Origin of the sequence: Kitasatospora sp. NPDC056184 (assembly GCF_042268405.1) — a bacterium.
Classification (GTDB): Bacteria; Actinomycetota; Actinomycetes; order Streptomycetales; family Streptomycetaceae; genus Kitasatospora.
Map to the genome: position 1 here is coordinate 62,843 of NZ_JBHJUI010000028.1, position 21,879 is coordinate 84,721.

29 protein-coding genes are annotated in these 21,879 nt (G+C 73.5%); 19 read left to right on the forward strand and 10 right to left on the reverse strand.

The window, feature by feature from the left end; translation table 11 throughout:
* Positions 1-21: 21 nt before the first annotated feature.
* Together ACFC0B_RS35060 and ACFC0B_RS35065 are read left to right on the forward strand one after the other, a co-directional pair.
* Complete coding sequence (locus tag ACFC0B_RS35060; protein ID WP_376095459.1) at positions 22-432, forward strand: hypothetical protein; 411 nt, start codon at positions 22-24, stop codon at positions 430-432.
* A 71-nt stretch (positions 433-503) separates the two neighbouring features.
* Positions 504-1,118 carry a uridine kinase gene (locus ACFC0B_RS35065; RefSeq protein ID WP_376095461.1) on the forward strand — a complete coding sequence of 205 codons (615 nt, stop codon included), beginning with the start codon at positions 504-506 and terminating at the stop codon, positions 1,116-1,118.
* A 216-nt stretch (positions 1,119-1,334) separates the two neighbouring features.
* Here ACFC0B_RS35065 and ACFC0B_RS35070 read toward each other — a convergent pair whose 3' ends face one another.
* Positions 1,335-2,237: a SigE family RNA polymerase sigma factor gene (locus tag ACFC0B_RS35070; RefSeq protein ID WP_376095577.1), complete on the reverse strand. Its 903-nt coding sequence runs from the start codon at positions 2,235-2,237 to the stop codon at positions 1,335-1,337.
* 361 nt (positions 2,238-2,598) lie between these two features.
* Here ACFC0B_RS35070 and ACFC0B_RS35075 point away from each other — a divergent pair, with 361 nt between their 5' ends.
* The 4 genes from ACFC0B_RS35075 (at position 2,599) to ACFC0B_RS35090 (ending at position 5,958) form a co-directional block, all read left to right on the forward strand.
* On the forward strand, positions 2,599-3,276 hold the full coding sequence (locus tag ACFC0B_RS35075) for a response regulator transcription factor (RefSeq protein ID WP_350553901.1): 678 nt from the start codon (positions 2,599-2,601) through the stop codon (positions 3,274-3,276).
* Positions 3,277-3,345: 69 nt separating this feature from the next.
* Complete coding sequence (locus tag ACFC0B_RS35080; RefSeq protein WP_376095464.1) at positions 3,346-4,860, forward strand: ATP-binding protein; 1,515 nt, start codon at positions 3,346-3,348, stop codon at positions 4,858-4,860.
* A complete protein-coding gene (locus ACFC0B_RS35085; RefSeq protein ID WP_376095467.1) occupies positions 4,857-5,216 on the forward strand; it encodes a hypothetical protein in 360 nt (119 codons plus the stop codon). The genes ACFC0B_RS35080 and ACFC0B_RS35085 overlap by 4 nt, the downstream gene beginning before the upstream one ends.
* Before the next feature lie 172 nt (positions 5,217-5,388).
* Positions 5,389-5,958 (forward strand): VanZ family protein, encoded by a 570-nt coding sequence (locus ACFC0B_RS35090; RefSeq protein ID WP_376095470.1) that lies wholly within the window; start codon positions 5,389-5,391, stop codon positions 5,956-5,958.
* A gap of 255 nt (positions 5,959-6,213) precedes the next feature.
* On the opposite strand, the gene ACFC0B_RS35095 is transcribed toward ACFC0B_RS35090, so the two are convergent.
* Positions 6,214-6,858, reverse strand: coding sequence for a PhzF family phenazine biosynthesis protein (locus tag ACFC0B_RS35095; protein ID WP_376095473.1), 645 nt, complete (start codon positions 6,856-6,858; stop codon positions 6,214-6,216).
* Positions 6,859-7,496: 638 nt separating this feature from the next.
* On the reverse strand, positions 7,497-9,110 hold the full coding sequence (locus ACFC0B_RS35100; RefSeq protein WP_376095476.1) for a hypothetical protein: 1,614 nt from the start codon (positions 9,108-9,110) through the stop codon (positions 7,497-7,499).
* Positions 9,111-9,434: 324 nt separating this feature from the next.
* Here ACFC0B_RS35100 and ACFC0B_RS35105 point away from each other — a divergent pair, with 324 nt between their 5' ends.
* Positions 9,435-9,893, forward strand: coding sequence for a hypothetical protein (locus tag ACFC0B_RS35105; protein WP_376095479.1), 459 nt, complete (start codon positions 9,435-9,437; stop codon positions 9,891-9,893).
* Between the two features lie 66 nt (positions 9,894-9,959).
* Here the strand turns inward: ACFC0B_RS35105 and aspS are convergent, their stop codons facing one another.
* Complete coding sequence (gene aspS / locus ACFC0B_RS35110; protein ID WP_376095482.1) at positions 9,960-11,249, reverse strand: aspartate--tRNA(Asn) ligase; 1,290 nt, start codon at positions 11,247-11,249, stop codon at positions 9,960-9,962.
* Between the two features lie 328 nt (positions 11,250-11,577).
* Between aspS and ACFC0B_RS35115 the strand changes: the two genes are divergently transcribed.
* The 6 genes from ACFC0B_RS35115 (at position 11,578) to ACFC0B_RS35140 (ending at position 15,545) form a co-directional block, all read left to right on the forward strand.
* Positions 11,578-12,471 carry an FAD-dependent oxidoreductase gene (locus ACFC0B_RS35115; RefSeq protein ID WP_376095485.1) on the forward strand — a complete coding sequence of 298 codons (894 nt, stop codon included), beginning with the start codon at positions 11,578-11,580 and terminating at the stop codon, positions 12,469-12,471.
* Between the two features lie 176 nt (positions 12,472-12,647).
* Positions 12,648-12,869: a hypothetical protein gene (locus tag ACFC0B_RS35120; RefSeq protein WP_376095488.1), complete on the forward strand. Its 222-nt coding sequence runs from the start codon at positions 12,648-12,650 to the stop codon at positions 12,867-12,869.
* Positions 12,853-13,368 (forward strand): DUF6879 family protein, encoded by a 516-nt coding sequence (locus ACFC0B_RS35125; protein WP_376095491.1) that lies wholly within the window; start codon positions 12,853-12,855, stop codon positions 13,366-13,368. The genes ACFC0B_RS35120 and ACFC0B_RS35125 overlap by 17 nt, the downstream gene beginning before the upstream one ends.
* Positions 13,369-14,208, forward strand: coding sequence for a helix-turn-helix domain-containing protein (locus ACFC0B_RS35130; protein ID WP_376095494.1), 840 nt, complete (start codon positions 13,369-13,371; stop codon positions 14,206-14,208).
* An 83-nt stretch (positions 14,209-14,291) separates the two neighbouring features.
* A complete protein-coding gene (locus ACFC0B_RS35135) occupies positions 14,292-14,414 on the forward strand; it encodes a hypothetical protein (RefSeq protein ID WP_376095497.1) in 123 nt (40 codons plus the stop codon).
* A gap of 6 nt (positions 14,415-14,420) precedes the next feature.
* Complete coding sequence (locus ACFC0B_RS35140; protein WP_376095500.1) at positions 14,421-15,545, forward strand: methyltransferase domain-containing protein; 1,125 nt, start codon at positions 14,421-14,423, stop codon at positions 15,543-15,545.
* A 141-nt stretch (positions 15,546-15,686) separates the two neighbouring features.
* Here the strand turns inward: ACFC0B_RS35140 and ACFC0B_RS35145 are convergent, their stop codons facing one another.
* The 4 genes from ACFC0B_RS35145 to ACFC0B_RS35160 all read right to left on the reverse strand — a co-directional run bounded on the left by ACFC0B_RS35145 (position 15,687) and on the right by ACFC0B_RS35160 (position 17,486).
* Positions 15,687-15,887 (reverse strand): DUF397 domain-containing protein, encoded by a 201-nt coding sequence (locus ACFC0B_RS35145; protein WP_376095503.1) that lies wholly within the window; start codon positions 15,885-15,887, stop codon positions 15,687-15,689.
* Positions 15,888-15,963: 76 nt separating this feature from the next.
* A complete protein-coding gene (locus ACFC0B_RS35150; RefSeq protein ID WP_376095506.1) occupies positions 15,964-16,362 on the reverse strand; it encodes a hypothetical protein in 399 nt (132 codons plus the stop codon).
* Between the two features lie 28 nt (positions 16,363-16,390).
* The gene (locus tag ACFC0B_RS35155) at positions 16,391-16,591 is read right to left on the reverse strand and encodes a DUF397 domain-containing protein (RefSeq protein ID WP_376095509.1); all 201 of its coding nucleotides are present in this window, start codon (positions 16,589-16,591) and stop codon (positions 16,391-16,393) included.
* Between the two features lie 10 nt (positions 16,592-16,601).
* Positions 16,602-17,486 (reverse strand): helix-turn-helix domain-containing protein, encoded by an 885-nt coding sequence (locus ACFC0B_RS35160; RefSeq protein ID WP_376095512.1) that lies wholly within the window; start codon positions 17,484-17,486, stop codon positions 16,602-16,604.
* Positions 17,487-17,721: 235 nt separating this feature from the next.
* On the opposite strand from ACFC0B_RS35160, the gene ACFC0B_RS35165 reads away from it, so the two are divergent.
* From ACFC0B_RS35165 to ACFC0B_RS35175, 3 genes are read left to right on the forward strand one after another with little or no spacing between them, the layout of a single operon-like run.
* Positions 17,722-18,087, forward strand: coding sequence for an ATP-binding protein (locus tag ACFC0B_RS35165; RefSeq protein WP_376095515.1), 366 nt, complete (start codon positions 17,722-17,724; stop codon positions 18,085-18,087).
* Positions 18,084-18,320, forward strand: coding sequence for a hypothetical protein (locus ACFC0B_RS35170; RefSeq protein ID WP_376095518.1), 237 nt, complete (start codon positions 18,084-18,086; stop codon positions 18,318-18,320). The genes ACFC0B_RS35165 and ACFC0B_RS35170 overlap by 4 nt, the downstream gene beginning before the upstream one ends.
* Positions 18,317-18,439: a hypothetical protein gene (locus tag ACFC0B_RS35175; RefSeq protein WP_376095521.1), complete on the forward strand. Its 123-nt coding sequence runs from the start codon at positions 18,317-18,319 to the stop codon at positions 18,437-18,439. The genes ACFC0B_RS35170 and ACFC0B_RS35175 overlap by 4 nt, the downstream gene beginning before the upstream one ends.
* A 29-nt stretch (positions 18,440-18,468) precedes the next feature.
* Here the strand turns inward: ACFC0B_RS35175 and ACFC0B_RS35180 are convergent, their stop codons facing one another.
* On the reverse strand, positions 18,469-18,939 hold the full coding sequence (locus ACFC0B_RS35180; protein ID WP_376095524.1) for an Lrp/AsnC family transcriptional regulator: 471 nt from the start codon (positions 18,937-18,939) through the stop codon (positions 18,469-18,471).
* A gap of 95 nt (positions 18,940-19,034) precedes the next feature.
* On the opposite strand from ACFC0B_RS35180, the gene ACFC0B_RS35185 reads away from it, so the two are divergent.
* The 3 genes from ACFC0B_RS35185 to ACFC0B_RS35195 are packed head-to-tail and all read left to right on the forward strand — an operon-like array spanning position 19,035 to position 21,214.
* Entirely contained in the window at positions 19,035-19,904 is an 870-nt protein-coding gene (locus ACFC0B_RS35185; RefSeq protein ID WP_376095527.1) for a TIGR03619 family F420-dependent LLM class oxidoreductase, read from the forward strand.
* The gene (locus tag ACFC0B_RS35190) at positions 19,901-20,332 is read left to right on the forward strand and encodes a nucleoside deaminase (protein WP_376095530.1); all 432 of its coding nucleotides are present in this window, start codon (positions 19,901-19,903) and stop codon (positions 20,330-20,332) included. The genes ACFC0B_RS35185 and ACFC0B_RS35190 overlap by 4 nt, the downstream gene beginning before the upstream one ends.
* Before the next feature lie 51 nt (positions 20,333-20,383).
* Positions 20,384-21,214 (forward strand): MerR family transcriptional regulator, encoded by an 831-nt coding sequence (locus ACFC0B_RS35195; protein WP_376095533.1) that lies wholly within the window; start codon positions 20,384-20,386, stop codon positions 21,212-21,214.
* 104 nt (positions 21,215-21,318) lie between these two features.
* Here ACFC0B_RS35195 and ACFC0B_RS35200 read toward each other — a convergent pair whose 3' ends face one another.
* Entirely contained in the window at positions 21,319-21,870 is a 552-nt protein-coding gene (locus ACFC0B_RS35200) for a hypothetical protein (RefSeq protein WP_376095536.1), read from the reverse strand.
* Positions 21,871-21,879 lie beyond the last annotated feature (9 nt).

Sequence of the window (21,879 nt, forward strand, 5' to 3'; positions counted from 1 at the left end):
CACCGAGGGGGGACGACGCTCATGGGAGAGCTGGCCGCCGAGCTGATGGCACTGTTCGCGGACGGGTTCTGGCGCACCGCGCGGGTGGCCCGCACCCGGCGCCGGCTGGCCGCCGGGCGGCCGGTGCGCATCCCCTGCTCGGCGCGCACCGCCGGCCCCGGCCCGCGCGGCGACTACGTCGGCGGCCGGCTGCGGATCGCCCCCGGCGCGCCGTCCGCCGTCTTCACCGCCCGCGGCGGCGCCCGGGTCGTGCTGGCCGCCGGCGGCACCTTCCACGACCCCGAACCGGACACCTGGTACGACCAGGACTGGGCCGCCACCGCCTACCGGCCACCGGGCGCCGAGCACCCCGTGCACCTCCAGGTCGACAGCCGCCACCTGCCGCTGCTGCACGCCGCGCTGACCGACCCGCGGGTGACGAAGGACGGCTGATCCGACCGGTTTCGGCATCGGGCCCCGATGCGTCAGACTGGTGTCCCGTGAGTGACTCCCCGCTTAACTCTGTGCCGATAGCCCGCGCCCGGGTGGTCCTGCTCGCCGGACCCTCCGGATCGGGGAAGTCCTCGCTCGCCGAGCGCAGCGGCCTGCCGGTGCTCCAGCTCGACGACTTCTACAAGGACGGCGACGACCCGAGCCTGCCGCTGCTGCCCGACGGCTCGGTGGACTGGGACTCCCCGCTGTCCTGGCACCGCGAGCAGGCCGTCGCGGCCATCCGCGCCCTGTGCACCACCGGCCGGGCCGAGGTGCCGGTGTACTCGATCCCGGACAACGGCCGGGTCTCCACCCGGGTGCTGGAGCTCGGCGGGGCCGGCGCGTTCGTCGCCGAGGGCATCTTCGCCGCCGAGATCACCACCGACTGCGCCGCCGAGGAGCTGCTCGGCGACGCCCTGTGCCTGCGCAACGGCGCGCTGACGACCGCCTGGTGGCGGCTGCGCCGGGACGTCCGCGAGGGCCGCAAGTCACTCCCGGTGCTGCTGCGCCGCGGCTGGCGGCTGATGCGGGCCGAGCGGGGCATCGTCGGCCGGCAGGTCGCGCTGGGCGCGCACCCGTGCAGCGGGCCGGAGGCCGGGCGGCGGATCCGCGCGGCGGCCGCCGCCGGGGCGCTGTCCGCCGTCTGAGGACCTCCCGCGTGCCCCCGGGAACGCGGAACGGCGGGCCCGGTGCGTCTCCCCCGCACCGGGCCCGCCGCCTTCCCCGGACGGTCACGGCTCCCCTCCGGTGCCGCCGCTCCCCCGAGCCGGCGCCACCCGTACCGCGTCCGTCCTGCTACCCGTCCCCCGACGGGAGCCCTGTCCGGTCCCACCCCCACGGCGGACCGGAACGTCTCGATGGTGCTACGCGACCAGCTCGCCGAACGCCCGCAGGGTGTCGCCCGAGGTGTTCAGCTGCTCGTCGTCGCGCAGCCGGCGCAGCGCGCGCCAGATGCTGCTCTTGACCGTGCCGACGCTGATGCCGAGCACGTCGGCGATCTCCGGGTCGGTCTTGCCCTCGTAGTAGCGCAGCACCAGCATGGTGCGCTGGTTCTCCGGGAGCTTGGCCAGCGCCTGCCAGAGCACGGTGCGCAGCTCGGTGCCGCCCATCGCGTCGGTGTCGCCGACCGTCTCCGGCAGCTCCTCGGTCGGGTACTCGTTGACCTTGCGGCGCCGCCAGGCGGAGATGTGCAGGTTGGTCATGGTGCGGCGGAGGTAGCCCCCGACCGCGGCCTTGTCGGTGATCCGGCCCCAGGCCCGGTAGGTGCTGAAGAGCGCGCTCTGCAGCAGGTCCTCGGCCTCGTAGCGGTCACCGGTGAGGTGGTAGGCGGTGGCGTACAGCGAGGCGCGGCGCTCGCGGACGTACGCGGTGAACTCCGTGACGTGGTCATCGGCGGCGGGACGCTCCCCCTGCGCCCCGGTCCGCTGCGTCTCGGTGGCGGGCGCCGCCGCGGGGCTCAGCCGCAACAGCGTCGCACCGGCGGCCTCGCGGCCGGCCGACTCCCCCGAGTCGGCCTTCCGCAGGCCGGTTCCCCCGACGCCCCGGTTCCCCCCCAGGGCGTCCTTGCCCTCGACGCGGACGGGGAGGATCCCCCGCAGCGTCAAGGTGCCGGCGGAGTCGGCCGTGTTCCCCCGGCGGCCGATCCCGTGCAGCTCCCCCGTCCTGCCGCCGCCGCTCACCCGACGGGCGACAGTGTTTCCACCGGTGCTGTGCGCGCACCCCCGTACGATCACGGCACCCGAGGTCTCCTCGGTCCCGGCGTCGATCCGGGCCCCGAAGGCGGTGACCGATGAACGCGCGGTGCGGACAGCCGGGTTGGTCCGGGTCTGAAGCGTGGCGTTCATCGTGCGCCCCCTGGGTCGGTTCGAGCGGTTCCGTTGTCGCCGCCTCGGCCGGCCGATCGGCCCGCTGTCCTGCGGCGACATCGAAAATCCTGCCCGCCGGTTGTGATGGCGCTGTCCGTCGACTGTCACAGGGCTGTCACAGGGCCGGGCCTTTCGTCCCCCGCGCCCTCCCGCCGTTGACGGACGCCTGCGGCGGGCCCTCCGGTTCCCGCGCGGGCGGCGTCCGGCCCGGGCCGGACGGTTGGGGGGTGATTACCCGCTCCGGGTGAGCCAGAATGAGGCCGTGCCTTTCCTCCTTCTGATCGAGGACGACGACGCCATCCGCACCGGCCTCGAACTCGCCCTCACCCGCCAGGGCCACCGCGTGGCCACCGCCGCGTCCGGCGAGGACGGTCTGAGGCTCTTCAAGGAGCAGCGGCCGGACCTCATCGTGCTGGACGTCATGCTGCCCGGGATCGACGGCTTCGAGGTGTGCCGCCGGATCCGCCGCACCGACCAGCTGCCGATCATCCTGCTGACCGCCCGCTCCGACGACATCGACGTGGTGGTGGGCCTGGAGTCCGGCGCGGACGACTACGTGGTCAAGCCGGTGCAGCCGCGCGTGCTGGACGCCCGGATCCGCGCCGTGCTGCGGCGCGGCGAGCGGGAGAGCTCGGACTCCTCGGTCTACGGCAGCGTGGTGATCGACCGGGCGGCGATGACGGTCACCAAGGACGGCGCGGACCTCCAGCTCACCCCGACCGAGCTGCGGCTGCTGCTGGAGCTCAGCCGGCGGCCCGGCCAGGCGCTGTCGCGCCAGCAGCTGCTGCGGCTGGTCTGGGAGCACGACTACCTGGGTGACTCCCGGTTGGTGGACGCCTGCGTCCAGCGGCTGCGGGCCAAGGTCGAGGACGTGCCCTCGGCCCCGACGCTGATCCGCACGGTGCGCGGCGTCGGCTACCGGCTGGACCCTCCGGCGTGACCGCCGCCCCCCGCCCGGCGCCGGCGATATCCCGCCGCGCGCGCTGACCTTCCGCAACGACAGGCTCCTGTGACTGACCATCAGACGACGGCCCGGTTCTCGTCAGGCCCGTGGCGGCGGCTGCGCTCGCTGCGCGTGCGGCTGATCGCGGTGTTCGCCGCGGTCGCCCTGCTCACCGCCGTCTCCGCCTCCGGCATCGCGTACTGGCTCAACCGCGACGCGGTGCTCAAGCGCGCGCAGGACACCGCGCTCAACGACTTCCGGGTCTCGCTCAGCCGCAATGTGTCGAGCCTGCCGCTGGGCGCCACCTGCGAGGACCTCAACACGCTGGCGAACACCGTCGCCAGCTCCGGGCTCAGCTACGACGTGGTCGTGGTGGACCCGGCGCTGCCCGACTGCATCGCCTCCTCCAGCCCCGCCCAGTACACGCCGGCCAACGTGCCGACCCCGCTGCAGACCGCGGTCGGCAAGCCGCGCGAGCTCACCGAGTCCAACCCGTACACGTACCACCTGTACTGGCAGCGGCAGAACCTCGACGGGCGGCCGTTCGTGATCGGCGGCACCAAGGTGGTGCCGACCGGCCCGACCGCGTACATGTTCAAGTCGCTGGAGAACGAGCGGGCCGACCTCAACACGCTCGGCTGGTCGCTGGCGATCGCCACGCTGCTGGCGCTGATCGGCTCGGCGCTGCTCGCGCAGGCGGCCTCGGCGACGGTGCTGCGGCCGGTCCGGCGGCTCGGCGACGCGGCGCGGCGGCTCGGCGAGGGCCACCTGGACACCCGGCTGGAGGTCGAGGGCTCGGACGAGCTCGCGGACCTGGCGCGGACCTTCAACCGGACCGCGGAGTCGCTGCACGAGCAGGTCGAGGAGCTGAGCGCGCGCGAGGCGCAGAGCCGGCGGTTCGTCGCCGACATGTCGCACGAGCTGCGCACCCCGCTGACCGCGATGACCGCCGTGACGGACATCCTGGAGGACGAGGCGGAGTCGCTGGACCCGATGATCGAGCCGGCGGTGCGCCTGGTGGTCAGCGAGACCCGCCGGCTGTCCGACCTGGTGGAGAACCTCATGGAGGTGACCCGCTTCGACGCCGGCACGGCCAAGCTGGTCGCCGACGAGGTGGACATCGCGGACCTCATCATGTCCTGCATCGACGGCCGGGCCTGGTACGACGCGGTCGAGGTGGACGCGCCGCGCGGCGTGCGGGCGGTGGTCGACCCGCGCCGGCTGGACGTCGTCTTCGCCAACCTCATCGGCAACGCGCTCAAGCACGGCGGCTCACCGGTGCGGGTGCGGGTGCGCGAGGACGGGGACAGCGTGGTCGTCGAGGTGTCGGACAGCGGCCCGGGCATCCCCGAGGACGTCCTGCCGCACGTCTTCGACCGGTTCTACAAGGCCGACAAGGGGCGGGCCCGCTCGGAGGGCAGCGGCCTGGGCCTGTCCATCGCGATGGCCAACGCGCAGATCCACGGGGGGACCATCACCGCCGCGAACGGCGAGGTCGGCGCGGTGTTCACGCTGACGCTGCCGCGGACCCCGCCGCCCGCGCCGCCGGCCGACGCCGCCTCCGAGGAGAGTGCCCAGTGATCCGAGTCCGTCGACGACGCCCGTTCGCCGCCGCCGCACTGCTGGGGCTGGCCGCGCTGGCCGTCGGCTGCGGCATCCGCCCGACCGCCGTCCCGGTGGACGCGGGCGCGCCCGCCAGCCGGACGGCCTGCCCGACGGTGGCGCGGATACCCACGGCACCGAGCACGCCGTCCCCGGCCGCCGGAACGGGCGCGGGCGTGACCGGCCAGACCCCGGCGCACGCCGCGGCGGCGCGCGCCGGTTCCTCGCCGTCCCCGACGCCGTCGCCCGTCGTGGTGTCGCCGACGCCGCCGGCGGACAACGTGTTCGGCGCGCTGCCGTCGCCCACGGCGTCCACCACGCCGCCCTGCCGGTAGGGGCGCGCCTCCGGGGCCGCGGGGGCCCGCCGGGCTGCTCGCCCCGCGGCCCGCGCCGGTCCCCGGCGCGCGGTGGGAAGTTCACACCGGGCATGGAACCGTCACGCCGTCGGCGCACGTCCTTCCCCCCGTGCAGCGAGATGGCACCAGGCCACGCGAGGAGCGTGCCGGAGTGCGGACCGAGACCGGACGGGCGACGGCCGTCCAGCGATCCCAGCGTCCACTACGGGTGGTGGGCCTGCTGGGCCTCACCCTCCACCTGCTGCTGGCGGGCTGGATGGTGCTGAGACCACTGCCGGTGGCCTGGGTCTACGACGCCAACCTGACGCCGCTGGCCTCGCTCCGCTCCTCCAGCGCGGGCCAGATCTGCGCCGAACTGCTGCTCCTCGCCCCGCTGGGCCTCTTCCTCCCGCTCGCCGGGGGCCGCCTGACCACCCGTTGGCTCCCGTCTTTCCTCCGCACGACCGGCGCCTCGGCCCTGCTGGCCACCGCGCTGGAGTTCCTCTCCTCCTGGGCCCCGGGCCATGTGCTCAACGTGGACCACATCCTGTTCGCCGTCGTCGGCGTCGCGGCCACCCACCTCGCCCTGGTCCCCGCCGGCCGTTCGTTCCTGCTGCGCCACGCCACCACGCCCCGGGTGCGGTCGGCCGCCCCCGCGGCACCGGCCACCTCCTCGGTGACTGCCGCCGGGGCCGAACCGCTCCTCAGCCTCGGCTCGCCGAGCACCGCAGGCCGGGGTTGACCCCGCACCACTCCCCTGCTCCGGCGCGGTCCGGTCACACTCCGCGCACCACGGTTCCACCGCGGCACCGGCCTCCCGCAACCGCTCGGCCGCCCGCCGGGCCGGCCCCGACCGGTGCCGGACGCGGGCGCGGGCCCGTACCCGGCCGCCCGGCCAGGGGCTCGGTCCGGTGAGCACGCGTCACGACGGCATCGAACCCGGTGTCCTCCGCAGCCCCCCGCTCAGGCCTCGCTCAGCCCGCGCGGCGGACCAGGCTCAGCCCGCGCGGCGGACCCGGCCGCCGACCTCGATCAGGCCGTCGGGCGTGATGCCCGTGACGAGCTGCGAGCCGCGCCCCTGGGTGATCGTCAGAGCGCGGCCCAGTTCGGCGGTCAGCAGGATGGCGGCCGCGCCGGTGGCCTCGTCCTCGTCGATGCCGTCGCCCCGGCCGGGGAAGGCCCGGGCGCGGACGGTGCCGGCCGCCTCGTCCTGCCAGGCCCAGGCGTAGATCCACTCGCCCGGCGGCGGCACCGCCAGACCGTCCACCTCGGCGGGCGTCGCGTGCCGGCGCAGGGTGCGCGGCGGGGCCCAGGCGGCGGGCGCAGCGATCCGGGTGAACGCACCGTCGTGCCGGACGCCGACCACGCCGGCCGCCGTGACCAGCCGGTCCACGCCGAGCAGCCAGGCGGTGCCGACGCAGGGATGGCCGGCGAAGGGCAGCCGCAGGCCGGGGGTGTAGATGTCGATGGCGCCGCGCCCCGGGTCGTCGACGAACACCGTCTCGCTGAAGCCGAGTTCACGGGCGATCGCCTGCCGGTCGCGCTCCTCGGGGACGGCGGCGCCGTCCCGGACGACGCCCAGCGCATTGCCGTGCCCGCCGTCCGGGCCGCAGAACACGTGCAGCACCTCGTGCTCGGTCATCCCGCGCTCACCCCTGCCCGGTTCGGGCCCGCGCGCCGTTCGCGCGGGCCGGTGGTCACGCTCCCGGCTTCGCCGCCGGACCGCACGACGCCGGCCTCGCGCCGGTCCGGTTCCCCTGGCAGCCACCCGGGCCGGTCGTCACGCTCCCGACGACGCAGCCGGACGCCCGAGGTCCGCCGTCGACCCTACGCGCCACCGGACCCGCGGATCACCTGCGGCTGCCCGCCGCCGGTCGTCACGCTCCCCGCCTCCGGCCGGGCCGCAAGCGCCTGCCGCACCTCACGGTGCCCCGGCCCCCGGTCACCCCTGTGCCGGTCCGGCCCGCCCGGGGGTGCTGGTCACGCTGCTGGTGTCGCGCCCCGACCACCGGGGCCGGCCGTCGGCCTGCCACCCGGCGGGGTCCGCCCCCCTGAGCCCCCCGGACCCGCCGACCACACCACGCGGCCACCCACACCTCACCCGTCCCCGCCCGCTTCCGGCCCGCACGACCTCAGCCCGGGACGGTCGTCACGCTCCCGACGACGCCCACCGGCCGACCGCAGAACACCCGCACGCCGTGGCCGGTCGTCCCCCGGCCACCCATGACCGGTTCGGGCGCAGGAAGTCCGCACCACCGGACCACGCCTCACCGCCGGTCGTCAGGCTCCCGGCTTCGCCGTCGGGCCCGGCTCCGGCCGGGGGGCGGGGTTCGCCGTCGTACGTGCCGCCGGGCCTCCGGCCGGGCGGGGCGGTCGGGCCGCGAGGGCGGGGCGGGGCTTCTGGCGGCGGCGGGCCACCAGCAGTGTGCCGATGCCCATCGCGATCGCGGTGGCACCGGTGATCGCCATCGGCGTGTCGGTCGGCGAGCCGCCGGTGGAGGCGAGGCCCGCGGACGGCGCCGGGGCCGCCACGGTCACGGTGACGGCCGGCGCCGGGGCGGCGAGCCCGTCCGCCGGGGTCCCGGTGGCCGCCGCCGGGACGGCCCCCGCCGTGCCGCTCGCGTCCGCGTTCGGGGTGATCGCCGCGAGGCCGACCGGCGGGCCGCCGAGCGCGCTCGGCGCGGTGGTCGGCGGGTCGGCCGGGGCCGCCGGGGCGCCGTCGTCGGCGCCGGGCGTGCTCGGCGCGGCGGTCGGCGAGACCTGCGCGGCGGCCACGGTGACGTCGACCGCCGAGCTGGTGGCCGACACCCCGGCGCCGCCCCCGGTGAGGGGCACGCTGGTCCCGGCGAACCGGACCGTCACGACGCCCGCCGGGACGTCCTGGCCGAACGCCAGCCGCACGTTGAGCGTCCGGGACTCGCCGTCGTGCAGCCGGACCAGGGAGGCGTCCTTGTCCGGCGTGCGCAGCACGAGCGTGAGCGTCCCGGCCGCGGTGCGGCTGCTGTCGGCGGTGGCCGCCAGCCACTGGCCGTCGGGGGTCTGGAAGTCCAGCCCGGCCGCCCCGGCGGCGGGCAGGTTCACGCCCCGGAGGGTGAGTTCGGGCAGGAAGGAGACGTCCTTGCCGCTGCGGTTGGTGAGCGTCAGCCGGAACGGCCTGGCCTCACCGCCGGCGCTGAAGGCGGCGGGCACCGCGTCCAGGCCGAGGAACGGCACGCCGGGCGCGGGGGCGGACGTCGGGGCGCCGGTGGCGCCGGCCGCGACGGTGGTGAACGCCTGGTGCGGGGAGTTCGCCTCGGAGGTCCGGCTCTCCGGCGGCAGGGTCGGGTCGGAGACCACGGCCCGGAAGCCGCCGGTGGCCCGGCCGGCGGGCGCGTCGGCGGTGACGGCGAGCCGCAGCCGGTAGGTGACGGAGGCGCCGGCGGGCAGGCTCAGCCGGGTGGCGAAGGTGTCGAGGTTCCAGGTGGCGCCGACGGTGGCACCGGGGCTCAGCGCGGCGGGCTTCCACGGGCCGCCGCCGGGGGCCTGGTAGTCCAGCACGAGCTGGGTCTCGCGGATGCCGGAGTCGCCGTTGGCCACGGTGAAGCCGGTGGTGACGTCGACCGCGTGGTCGGCGGAGTTGCGCAGGGTGGCGGTGAACTCGGCGGCCGGCCCGCCGGCGGTGAGGGTGGCGGGGAAGCCGTTGAGGGTGGACGTCACCGGGCCGTGCTGCTCCTGGAGGGCGCCGCCCGGCCCCGGGGTGCCCTGGGCCAGGGCCTGTCGCACCGCCCCGGTGGTCCCGGCCCCGCCGGAGCGCGGCAGCGCGGCGGCGCCGGGGGCGGCCGCGGTCAGGGCCGCGCCCGAGACCAGGGTGGCGGCGGCAGCGAGGGCGAGGGATCTGCGGTGCTGAGTACGCAAGGGGGACCTCACGGAAGGAGAGCGGGCGAACCCGACGAACCCGGCAGCAGGCGGTTCGCCGAGGCGGGGGTCGCGCCGGGACTCTCACCCGGGTCGCTGCTTCGACCCCCAACCACCAGCGACGGCCGCATCATATCCGAACGCACGGACGCTTCCTGAGAGGTTTTCAAGGGGTGGAACACGGGTTCGCCGGGTGGATTCGGCGATGACACCGTGGCGAAATCGTGAGGACGGATGTCGGCGGGCTCCAGTACTGTGCGCACTCGTCCCCGGCAGGCCGCCCCCGCGCGCCCGCCCGTCCCACCGGAACCACAGGAACACCTCGTGAATCTCGACTTCGACGTCGACCCGCTCTTCTCCTGGTACGTCGTCCTGCTCGCGATCAGCGGCATCGCGCTGCTGGTCATCGGCGCCATCAACCTCGGCGGCCTGAAGATCGGCTGGCGCATCCTCAACCTGCTGGCCGGCCTGGGCTTCACCGGCTACGCGTACTACCTCGCGTTCGTCTTCGACGGCGGCACGTACACGCTGTTCTTCAAGGCGTTCATCCTGCCGGTCGCGCTGATAGTCAACGCGGTGAAGGCCCTGGTCACGCGCTCCGGGGCGCCGGCCGCGCCGCCGGTCCCGGCCGCCTCGCCGTACCAGCCGAACGCGCAGTACCCGCAGACTTCCCCGCCCCAGGGTGCCCCGTCCCCGCAGGCCTCGCCGTACCCGCAGGCCTCGCCGTACCACCCGCAGGCGGCCCAGGCCCCGCAGGCACCTCAGCAGGCGCCGCAGGGCTGAGCCCCGTCCGCCGGGTGGCGCCCCGACCTTCCGGGGCGCCACCCGGCGGCGCTCCGCCGCCTCACCTCACGGCGTCAACCGGTGCACGTCGCGCGGGAAGAGGGCCGTGCGGCGGACGTTCTCCTCCCCCGCCAGCCGCGCCGTCCAGCGCTCCAGCCCGAGCGCGAACCCGCCGTGCGGCGGCATCCCGTGGGCGAAGGCCCGCAGGTACCCCTCGTACGGCCCGGCCGGCTCGCCGCGGGCGGCGAGGGCGGCGAGGTAGTCCTCGTACCGGTGCAGCCGCTGGCCGCCGGTGACCAGCTCCAGTCCGCGGAAGAGCAGGTCGAAGCTGTTCGAGTACTCCGGTCGGCCCGGCTCGGGGTGGGTGTAGAACGGCCGCTTGCGCATCGGGTACCCGGTGACGAACAGGAACGGGCTGCCGTGCTCGCGCTGCGCCCAGTCACCGAGCCACCGCTCGTGCGCCGGCGCGAGGTCCGGTTCGTCGGCGCCCAGCATCCGCATCGCCTCGGCGAAGTGCAGGTGCGGGATCTCGGCCGGGACGGCGGGCGGCTCGACGCCCAGGGTCGCCAGCGCGTCCCCGGCCCGTTCGGCGACCGCCCCGACCATGCCGGCGAGGGCGGCGCGGACCACCGCCATGACGTCCCGGTGGTCGGTGACGAAGCCGAGTTCGGCGTCCAGGCTGGTGTACTGGGCCAGGTGGCGGGCGGTGTCGTGGGGTTCGGCCCGGAACACCGGCCCGGTCTCGTAGACCCGCTCGAAGACGCCGACCATCGCCTGCTTGAAGAACTGCGGCGACTGCGCCAGGTACGCCTCGCGCCCGAACCAGTCCAGCGCGAAGACGTTCGCACCGGACTCGGTCGCCGAGGAGACGACCTTCGGCGTGCGGATCTCGGTGAAGCCGAGGCCGTCCAGCGCCGCCCGGAAGCCGTGCACGGAGGCCGCCGAGACGCGGTGCAGCGCCGCCAGCCGGGGGTGGCGCAGGGCGACGGGCGCGTAGTCGAGGACGACCGGCAGCGAGGCCGGGACGGCCGGGCGGAAGAGGTCGAACGGCGGGGCCGCGGCGGGGCGGGCGAGCACCTCCACCTCCGGCCCGGTCAGCTCGACGCCGTTCGGCGCCTGGGGGTTGGCCGTGACGGTGCCCCGGACGCGCAGCACCGTCTCCTCGGGCAGGTCGGCGGCCCCGGCGGGGGCCACCACCTGGGCGAGGCCCGAGCGGTCGCGCAGGACGAGGAAGGTCACGGACTTCAGCGCGCGGCGGCGGTGCAGCCAGCCGGCGAGTTCGACGGTTCCGCCGATCCGGCCGGGCAGTTCGGCGGCCAGGACGCGGGCGGTGTCGGTGGTACTGGGGTGGATCATCGCGGCCCTCCGGGGGCGTCGTGGTGATCCCTTGGGAGTGCGGGCGAGAAGGGGACTCGCGGTGCCACCGCACTTTCGCCGCCGTCGCCGGGGCGGGCGGCGGCCTCGATCGGGCCCGGTGACGGAGGCCGGCCGGCGGGGCATTTCCTCCCCGCACTCGGGAGTGTCTTCCCTCCCGGACGCGAGGCCGCCTTCACAGCAGCCGGCGGCTCTCTCGGCTCGCGGGGCCCGGAGGTACTCGTCTCCCTCGACGTGTTGCGACGAGGCTAGGACGCCACCCGCCGCCCCGGCAACCGCGATTCGGCCCGGCGGCCGCTACGCTGCCCCGGTGACCCGACAGTCCACCGCACCGTACGACCTGGTGATCGTCGGCGGCGGCCCGGCCGGCTGCGCGGCGGCGGTGATGGCGGCGAGCGTCGGACTGCGCTCGGCCCTCGTCGAGCGGCGCGAGCCCGGCGCCACCCTGCGGCGCGTCCCGGCGGTGGCCAACGTCCTCGGCTTCGCCACCGGCACCGCCTACGCCGACGCCCTCGCGGCGGACGTGCGGCGGGTCGCCGACTCCTGCGAGCTCCTGCTCGGCACCCCGGCGACGGAACTGCACGCCGACGAGGAGGGCGTCACCGTCCTGCTCGCCTCGGGCGCCGCCGTCCGCGGCCGCTACGCGATCGCCGCCACCGGCGTCCGGGCGGCCCGCCCCGACGAGGCCGGCTGGCTCACCTCCACTGACGGCCCGGACGCCCCGCCGCCGCTCTGGGAGGCGGACGCCGCCCGGCTGGCCGGCCGCCGCGTCCTCGTCCTCGGCGCCGACCGCCCCCTCGGCACCCTGCTGCGCGCCCACCCCGATGTCCCGCTCGACCTGGTCGTCCCGCACCCGCCCGCCGACGCCTACAAGGCCGACGAGGTCCGCGGCGACCCGCGCGCCACCCTCCTGGAAACCGACTCGCTGGACCTCCGCCGCTCCTCCGACGGCCGCATCACGGCGGGCGAGTTGGGCGCCTTCGCCCCGGACGCGGTCTTCGTCAACCTCGGCGTCCGCCCGGCCGCCCTCCCCGGCTCCCTGACCCGCACCCCCGACGGCTACTGCCCGCCCGACCGCCAGCACCCCCGCGTCCTCACCGCCGGCGACCTCCGCTCCCCCCGCGGCCAGCGCATCATGACCGCCACCGGCTCCGGCGCCGACGCCGCCCTGCACGCCTACTACGCGCTCCGCCTGGGCGGTTGACGGTGGAGTGGAAAGTCGGCGGATCCGACTTTCCACTCCACCGTCGGGCCCGGCACCTTGAAGATCTTTAGGCGAGAACGGGAATAGTCGCCTGTTCGGATGGCCACCACCCGATCGCACTCCGTAGCGTGATCCTCGGCTTGTTCAACCAGGCGCACCCACAAGGGGGGTTCACCATGACCGGAACGCCGGGACTGATCCGCCTCACGCACGGCGGCAGCGGCGAAGGGTCCGGCGAGTGCGGCGCGGACGACTGCCCCAACGTCTACGCGACCGACCGGGGCTCCTTCGTCGTTCAGGGCGACACGTTCACCGGATTCCGTGCTCCCGACGGCGAGTCGCTCGTCGAGATCCCCGAGGAGACCCTGCGGGAGGCGTTCCGTGTTCTTGGATGGTGACGACTGGCGGGCGTACTTCGACGCCATGGAGTACGACGCCTGGCGGCTGGAGACCCACCCCGTCTACACGGTGCCGCAGGAGGAGGACGGGATTCGCCGCTTCCTGGCCGGCGAACCGCTCGACACCGGGGCCACCGCCGCTTGGGCGACACGGGTACGCGGGTACCGGGAGACCGGCCGGCGCGTCGGCCGGGTCCACGTGGTCACGCGTCCGCTGACGGACTACCTGCGCTTCGAGTTCGCGCACTACCGTCACAACGTGGAGGCCGGCGAGGACGTCCGGATCCTCGACCTCACCGACCGCCCGAACCCGGGCCTTCCCGACCAGGACTTCTGGCTGTTCGACGACCGCCGCGTGGTGCTGATGAACTACCGCTCCGACGGCACCCAGATCAACCGCCGGATCCACGACGGCGATCCCGCCCCGTACGCGGCCTGGAAGGGACTGGCCATCGCCGAGTCCGTTCCCTTCACGGAGTACCTGAAGGATCATGGGTGAGTGACCTTCGCCCCCGAGCAGCTTGACCGGTCGAAGGCCGATCTTGCCCGGCTGCTCCGCGACCTCCGGAAGCGAGCCGGTCTCAGCGGAGACCGGCTCGCCCGGCGTTGCGGCCTCTCCCAGAGCACGATCAGCAAGATCGAGACCGGGCGGAAGACGCCCCGGCTCACCGAGGTCGAGTCCATCCTCCGCGCGCTCGGGGTTCCTGCCGAAGTGTCCGAGGACATCATGTCCCTTGCCAGGATCGCGAACACCGAATGGCAGGGCGTCCGCGCGTCCCTGCGCCGCGGACTGGAGAAACGGCAGACGGAACTCGCCGCGCTGGAAGCCTCGGCGTCGGAGTTCCGCTATTTTCTGCCCGCCATGGTCACAGGACTTCTTGCCACTCCCGAGTACGTCCGCGCCAGTCTCGCGCACTCCCCCGGCGATGTCGCGCCGGTCGTGGCGCGGAAGCTGGAACGGCAGGCGGTGCTGTACGACGCGTCGAAGTCGTTCACGTTCGTGCTCACGGAGCAGGCCGTACGGTGGTCGGCGATCCCACCGATGGCGATGTCGGTGCAGGTCGAACACCTGGCGGCGATCTCCCGGCTGCCGAACGTCCGGCTCGGCATCGTCCCGAACGGCGTGGTGACCGGCCGAGGCCCCATGAACACCTTCACCGTCTACGGCGCCCACCTGGCGACTGTGGAGACCTTCACCGGCCGGATCGTCTTCCGCGACTCCCAGGACATCGCCGAGCATCTCGCCATCTTCGCAATGTATGAAGATGTGGCAATTTTCGAAACAGAGGCCCGGGATTTCCTTTCCATCACTGCCGCCGACTTCAGGAGAGATCTTTAGTCGGCTACGGGAATTCCCTTGAATCGGCCACCCATGCACTCCTAGCGTTATTCGCAAGAATTTCGACACGAGGAGATTCCGGCATGAGCAAGCATGGTGACGGCCAGGGCGGGAAGTCCGGCGACCAGCAGCAGTCCCCGAAGGAGTCGGACGGCCAGTGGACGCGTCCGGTCCCTCCCCCGGGACCGGACGAGGAGAAGAAGTAGGCACTCGTGAACACGTACGCGAAAGTGATCGCGGGGCTTGACGCAGAGTGGCGGGGCGCGTTCGAACGGGCCCCCCGCCACGCCTTCCCGCCGGACACCGTCTGGCTACCCGACGACGGCGAGCCGTCCGGCTACCGGCGGATCGAGCGGGGCCGGGAGCCGGATGCCTGGTGGGATGCGGCGAACGCCGACGACTCCGTCGTCACGCAACTCGACGACGGGGCGGGCGACGGCCCGGGCGTGCCGACCTCATCGGGATCCATGCCGTCCCTGGTGGCCACCATGCTGCGGGAGTTGGCCGTCACGGACGGGCAGGCCGTACTCGACGTGGGCACCGGAACCGGATGGACGAGCGCCCTGCTCGCCGCCCGGCTCGGCGGCGAGCAGGTCACCACGATCGAGATCGATCCGGTGGTCGCGGCCGAGGCCGGCCAGAGGCTGGAAACCGCGCACTTGGCCCCCCGCCGGGTGGTGGGGGACGGACTCGGCGGCTGGAGTCCAGGGGCGCCGTACGACCGCGTCCATTCGACGGCGGCCGTCCGGACGGTTCCCCGGGCGTGGATCGAGCAGACGGCGCCGGGTGGGGTCATCGTGACACCCTGGGGGACGCCGTACGCCAATGCCGGACTACTGCGCCTCATGGCCGAAGGGCCGGAGAGGGAAGCGCACGGGCGGTTCGTCGAGAACGCCAGCTTCATGTGGATGCGCGCTCAGCGACCGCACGTGGTGGCGGAGCCGGCCTCGGACACAGCGAGGATCGGCGCCTCGCCGATGGATCCGGGGCTGGCGGAGCAGAATGTCCACGTCGCCTTCGCCATCGGCCTTCGCGTGCCCGGAGTGCGGCCTGCCCATCGTTGGGACCGCGACAACCCGCGAGGCACGTACCGGATTGAGCTGTCGGACGGGAGGAACTCCTGGGCGTCGGCTCGGTATCGGGGCTGGGAGACCGGGGACGCCGTCAAGCAGGTCGGGCCCAGACGGCTCTGGGACGAGATCTGCGAAGCGCGGGCGTGGTGGCTGGAACAGGCACAGCCCGAGCTGACGAGGTTCGGACTCACTGTGCGACCGGACGGCCGACAGCACACGTGGTTGGACAGTCCCGAGCATGTGGTCGGTGACGTCGCGGCGTGATGTGCGTGGCGGCCGGTCGCGGGTTGGTGCCCGCGACCGGCCGCAGCGTGCTTGAGGTCAGGAGGTCGGGGATGCTGTGCACGGCGAGCGGATACGCCAAGCTTCGGCGTTCATCGGTGGCGTTTTCGGAGGCGTGGTTGATCAGGAGAGGCGGTCGAACTCGCCGGCCTTGGCGGCGAGGAGGAGCAGGCGAAGCTGGGGAGCCTTGACGGCCATCACAAGTCCGGGTTCATCGGACTCGCGCAGGAGACGGAGCCCGTCCGCGCCCGGGGCCAATTCGATACAGGCATTCTCGGGATCCCCCGCGCTGAACGAAGACTTCTGCCACAGGATCTCGGACATCACAGGCCCTTCAGGCTTGGAGTAGATGGAGAGATGTTGCCCTGCCGCTCACCGATCAGGCCCACCGGCCGCTGGATCAGGCGGTCGGGCGGAGGCTGCGGACGGCGAGGAAGAAGGCGGCGGCGGTGAGGGCGGTGGAGAGGAGGAAGAGGAGGGCGACGCCGAGGTGGAGGAGGGCGTGCGGCTCGCGGAGGATGCGGGCGAGGACGAGGTAGCCGGCGGACGCGGTGAGGAGGGCGCCGAGGACGGGGGCGGACCAGCGGTGGAGAGCGAACCGCTCGGGGAGGGCGGAGAGGAGGGAGCCGGTGGGTATGGAGACGAAGGTCCCGAAGAGGAGGCCCACCATGGCCCCGAGCGGTACCGAGGTGTAGCGGAAGGCGACAAGGGCAACCAGGGCGCCCCAGAGGGCCCCGCCGATGACGCCGAACTGGGTGGTGCGAACGATGAGACGGATACGCCAGGCTTCGGCGTTCATCGGTGGGGGTCCTCCGAGGCTGGGCTGATCAGGAGAGGTAGTCGAACTCGCCGGCCTTGGCGGCGAGGAGGAGCGCGCGAAGCCGGGGAACCTCGGCAACCATCACGAGTTCGGGCTCATCGGATTCGCGCAGGAGGAGCACGCCATCCGCGCCATGGGCGAGTTCGAGACAGGCGTTCTCAGGGTCCGGTCCACTGAACGACGACTTCTGCCACAGGATCTCGGACATCGCAGGCCTTTCAGGCTTGGAGCAGATAGAGCAGGTGTTGGAGGATCCCCCACGAGTCGCGCGTCTCCGCGCTCTGCCGCAATCCCGCACCATCGACAGCCGGAAGGGCCATGTCGACCAGCTGATCGAACCTCTGGCGGTATGCCCCAATGCTCTTGTTATCACCATAGTGCTCCACTCGCCCGGGGCCGTCCACGACGATCGTGGAGAGCTCAGGACAACCGGGGTCGCAGAACAAGAACGATCCGGCACTCGGCGGCCGCTTCGTCGCCGTGAATGGCAGCACCTGGATCGTGACGTTCGGACGCTCGGCAAGGTCCAGCAAGTGATGCAGCTGCTCCCTCATCACGGCGTCACTGGGGAAGCGCATCCGCAGCGCTGCCTCGTGGATGACGAAGTGGAAGTCCTTCCGGTCCTCCAGGATTCGCTGCCTGGCCATCCGGAAGCGGACCAGGTCACCGACATTCCACCTGCGGTTTCCCTCCGTCCCCTCGAAGACGGCCTCGGTGTAGGCCGGCACCTGAAGCACTCCGGGAATGTAGAGCACCTCATAGTTCGCCAGCTGGACGGACCGGTCCTCGATCTCCGCCAGGTCGAGCGCCACATCCGGCACCTTGCCCGCGAAGTCACTCCACCAGCCCTTGCCCGTGCTCCGCCCCATCGCCGCGAGCGTGGCCCGATAGACCGGGTCAGCGCAACCGTAGGCGTCCAGCCAGATCTCAAGCCGTTCGGCGTTCAAGGTGATCCGACCTGCCTCGGTGTGGCTCACTGCCGGTCCCCGCATTCCGACCAAGGCCCCGGCCTCCGGTGCGGACAGGCCCGCCGCCGTCCGCAGACGTTGCAGCTCGTCACCGAACCGGCGCTGTCGCTGGCTGATCGGCCCCTTGTATCCCACGGCTGTCCTTCCTTGGCCTGCGCAGTCTGACGCAGAACTCGTGCGCGACGCCACCAGGAACGGCGTCAGTCCGGGGAGACTTCCCGATTGGCTTGCAACGCTGCCACATATCCCCCTACTCTCAGTGTTGCACCGATCACACGACGGAGCGTCAGTGGCCCCTGCTTTCGCGGCAGTAGACGCCTCACACCCCTCCGTCAGCGATCCAATCCTCCCCGCCTCCCGGAGGTTCCCCATGCGTGCCCACAACCCGCCCGACTGGTCCGTCGTCCGCCACGAGCTGCGCACCCTCCTCATCTCGGCCGGCTGGCAGCCGGACGCCGTCCAGGACGCCGAACTCGCCCTTCACGAGCTGTTCGTGAACGCCTGGAGGCACGCGGGCACCCAGGCGCCCCACGTCATCGTCGCCCTCTGCCCCGTCATGCTTCGGGTCTCGGTCTGCGACGACAGTCCCGAGCTGCCCGACCTTCGCACCCCCACCGACCCGTTGGCGATCTCCGGGCGCGGCCTCCACCTCGTCCGCGCCCTCACCCACCGCTTCGGTGTCGACCCCGTCAAGGCCGGCAAGGTCACCTGGTTCGAGCTGGACTTCGCCGCATGAGCGCCCCCTTCGAACCCCACGACGCGTACCTGCGCACCTACACCGAGCCCGAGGTCACCGCCCTTCTCGGTGAACTCCACGAGCGGGGCAAGCCCTTCGGTATTCAGTGGGGCTCCGCCGCAGTCAACGGCGCAACGATCGACGGCCGCCTCCTCGTCGACTTCGGCGACACCTCCGTCGCCACCCTCCTCAACCTCCTCACGCTCCTCCGCGAGAGGCCGAGGCCCCGGTGAACTTCCTCGTCGGCGCGGCCTTCGCCGTCCTCCTCGCCCTCGCCATGGCCACCGTCGTCACCGGCGTCATCACCGCCCTGAAGGTCCACGGCAAGGACGAGGAGCACTCCAACCCCTGATCCACCCTCGCAATATTGCATTGTTGCTATTACTCGGCGGCCCCCGCCCGGGGCACCGCCGGGCCCCGGGGCGCGAGCGGGCGGCTCAGCACCAGGTTGGTCGTCGTGCTCCCGAACTGGGCCAGCTCGTCGACGATCTCCTCCAGGTGCCCCATCGACGTCGTCGCGATCTTCAGCGCGTAGCAGTCGTCCCCGGTCGTCCGCAGGCACTCCAGGATCTCCGCCCGCTCCTCCAGCAACCGCCGCAGCGGCTCGTGCCGCGCCGCCGGCCCCGGGTACTTCAACCGGACCACCGCCGTCACCGGGTACCCCGTGCGCTCCAGGTCCACCTCGGCCCGGTAGCCCGTGATCACGCCCGCCGTCTCCAGCCGTCGGACCCGCTCCGTCGTCGCCGACGCGCTCAGGTTCACCCGCCGGGCCAGCTCGGTGAACGCGATCCGCCCGTCCTCCTGGAGCTCGGCCAGGATCGCCCAGTCCGTCGCGTCAAGAATCTCGGTCATGAGCCCAGATTGCCGGTGATTCCACGGCGGAACAACCCCCCAACCGGGAGATGTCTCTTCAGTCAACCCACCTTCCCTCCCTAGGCTTTCCAAACGTGAAGATCGGAGTGAACGTCCCCAACTTCGGCCCCGGCACCGACCCCGCCGCCCTCCTGACCTGGGCCCGCACCGTCGAGTCCCTGGGCTTCGACCTGCTGATGCTCTCGGACCACCTCGCCATCACCCCCGACGTCGCCCAGCGCTACCCCGCCCCCTTCTACGAGCCCTTCACCACCCTCGCCTGGCTCGCCGCCCACACCACCCGCCTCCGCCTCGGCACCACCGTCCTCATCGCCCCCTACCGCCACCCGCTGCTCACCGCCCGGACGGCCGCCAACCTGGACGCCCTGAGCGGCCACCGGCTCGTCCTCGGCGTCGGAGTCGGCTGGTCCCGGCAGGAGTTCGCCGCCCTCGACGTCCCCTTCGAACAGCGCGGCCGCCTCACCGACGACCACCTGCGCCGCCTGCGTGCCGCCTGGACGGACACCGCCGACTACGGGACGGTGCGCCCGATCCCGCTCTGGATCGGCGGCAACAGCGACGCGGGCCTGCGCCGCGCCGTCCACCTCGGCGACGCCTGGCACCCGCTGCGCCCCACCATGCCCTGGCTGCGCGAAGCCGCCACCCGCCTACGGGCGTACGCGGACGAACACGCGCTCCCCGTCCCCGCCTTCGCGCCCCGGATCGCCCTCAAACTCACGCCCGACCCGGTCGCCGGCCCGCGGCGCCTCGCCGGCGAGGGCTCGATCGAGCAGATCACCGCCGACCTCGCCCAACTCCGCCTGCTGGGCGCCGATTCCGTCGTCCTCGACCCCTACCACGGCGACCCGGAGGAGACCCGCCACCCGCACCGGGCCCGGCAGTCCCTCGCCGCCGTCGCCGAACGCCTCGCCCTCGCCCCGACCCGGATGGACCAGCCCCGATGACCGTCACCCCCGCCGACCACCCCCTCCTCCGCCGCGCCATCGCCCTCGCCGCCGAGGCCGCCGCCCACGGCAACCCGCCGTTCGGCTCCCTGCTCGCCGCCGCGGACGGCACCGTCCTGGCCGAGGAGCGCAACACCACCCTCACCGACCGGGACATCACCGCCCACCCCGAGCTGAAGCTCGCCCGCTGGGCAGCACGGGAGTCGGACCCGGACGCGGCCGCCCGAACGACCCTGTACACCAGCTGCGAACCCTGCCCGATGTGCGCGGCGGCCCTTCGGCAGGCCGGGATCGGCCGCGTCGTCTTCGCCCTCTCCGGCGACCAGCTGCTGACCATCCGCCCGGCGAGCGGCCGCCCGCCCGTGCCGCAGGACGGCCCTGCGCTGTTCGACGAGGTCCGGGCCGCCGTCGAGCCGTACTACCGCTGAGCCGACCCGCCGCTTGCCCCTGCCCCAGGGGCAGGGCGCACAGTGGGCCCCGTGCACGAGGACTTGATCACCATCGGGGAGCTCGCCGCCCGGACCAGGCTCAGCCCCAAGGCGCTGCGCCTCTACGGGGACCGGGGGCTGCTGCCGCCCTCCCACGTCGACCCGCGGACCGGCTTCCGCCGCTACGGCCTCGCCCAGGTCGAGCGGGCCCGCCGGATCGCGCTGCTGCGCGCCGTCGGCATGCCGCTGGCCCGGATCGCCGCCGTCCTCGACGCGGATGGCGAAGACTCGCCCCGGCTGCTCGATGCCTACTGGCGCGAGCAGGAGTCCGCGCACCGGGCCCGCCGGGAGGCGGTGGGCTACGCCCGAGCGGTACTGACCGGAAGGACCTCCACCATGTACGAGATCGCCGAGCGCGACGTCCCCGAGCAGAAGGTGCTCCGCATCCAGCGCCACGTCACCCTCGCCGAGCTGCCCGCCTTCCTCGGCGACGCGAGCGAGCAGTTGCTCGCCCACCTGCGGACGGCCGACGCCTGCCTGTCCGGACCGCTCTTCGCCGTCTACCACGGCGTGGTGAGCGAGGACTCCGACGGCCCGGTCGAGGTCTGCGCGCCGACGGCGAACACCGTCGAACCGGCCGGACCGATCGGCGTCCGGATCGAGCCGGCGCACCGCGAGGCGTACACCGAACTCGCCAAGTCCCACCCGGGCTTCGCCGCGATGGCGACCGTCCACGACGCCGTACTCGCCTGGCTCGGCGACCACGGCCACGCCCGCAGCGCGTCCAACCGCGAGGTGTACTACCCGAACTTCCCGACCGCCGCCCCGGACGATCACGTCGTGGACGTCGCCATCCCCTTCACCCCACACGCCGGGGGGTGACGACTACGCCCCCGCCCGGCGCAACCCCCCGAGCAGCACCATCGGCCGCCGCTGCTCATCGGGGGTGAGCGGCGCCGCAACCTCGGCACGGTGGTCCTGGTGCCCTAGCGGCTCTCCGGTGTACCGGGATCGCCCGGTGGTGGCACGAGGCACGGCGTGATGACGCCGATGCTCAGCCCGCTTCCGTCCCCGCCCGCGGTCGAATCGACGCTCAGGAGGTAGTCGCTCTCCGGATGCTTGGCGTCGAGCAACGCGTTCGGCTCCCCCTCATACGTCTCCCGGTAGCCCTGGATCTTCAGCCCCTCACCCGTGACCATGTCGCGGATCTTCCGCACCACCTCGGGATGCCGATCACGCGGCACGGAGCCCCTCACCGTGTACATGAGGATGTAGCGGCCGTCGGCCGCCGTTTCACCGTTCTTCCCGGTGCAGGGGCTGAAGAGCACGGACGCCTTGTCCGAGTCCACCACTACGCCCCCCACTGTGCCCGCGTGCTCGGTCATCTGGCGCGCCCAGGCGCGCGCCTCACCACGGGCCTTCACCGGGAGCTGCTCATCCTTGCCCTCATCACCCGCCGACACGCATGCCCCCATCGCCAGGGCCAGGAGAACTGCGGTGCAGATCCGCCCAGCCGCTCTCACTACCGGGAATTCCACCGACCTCGA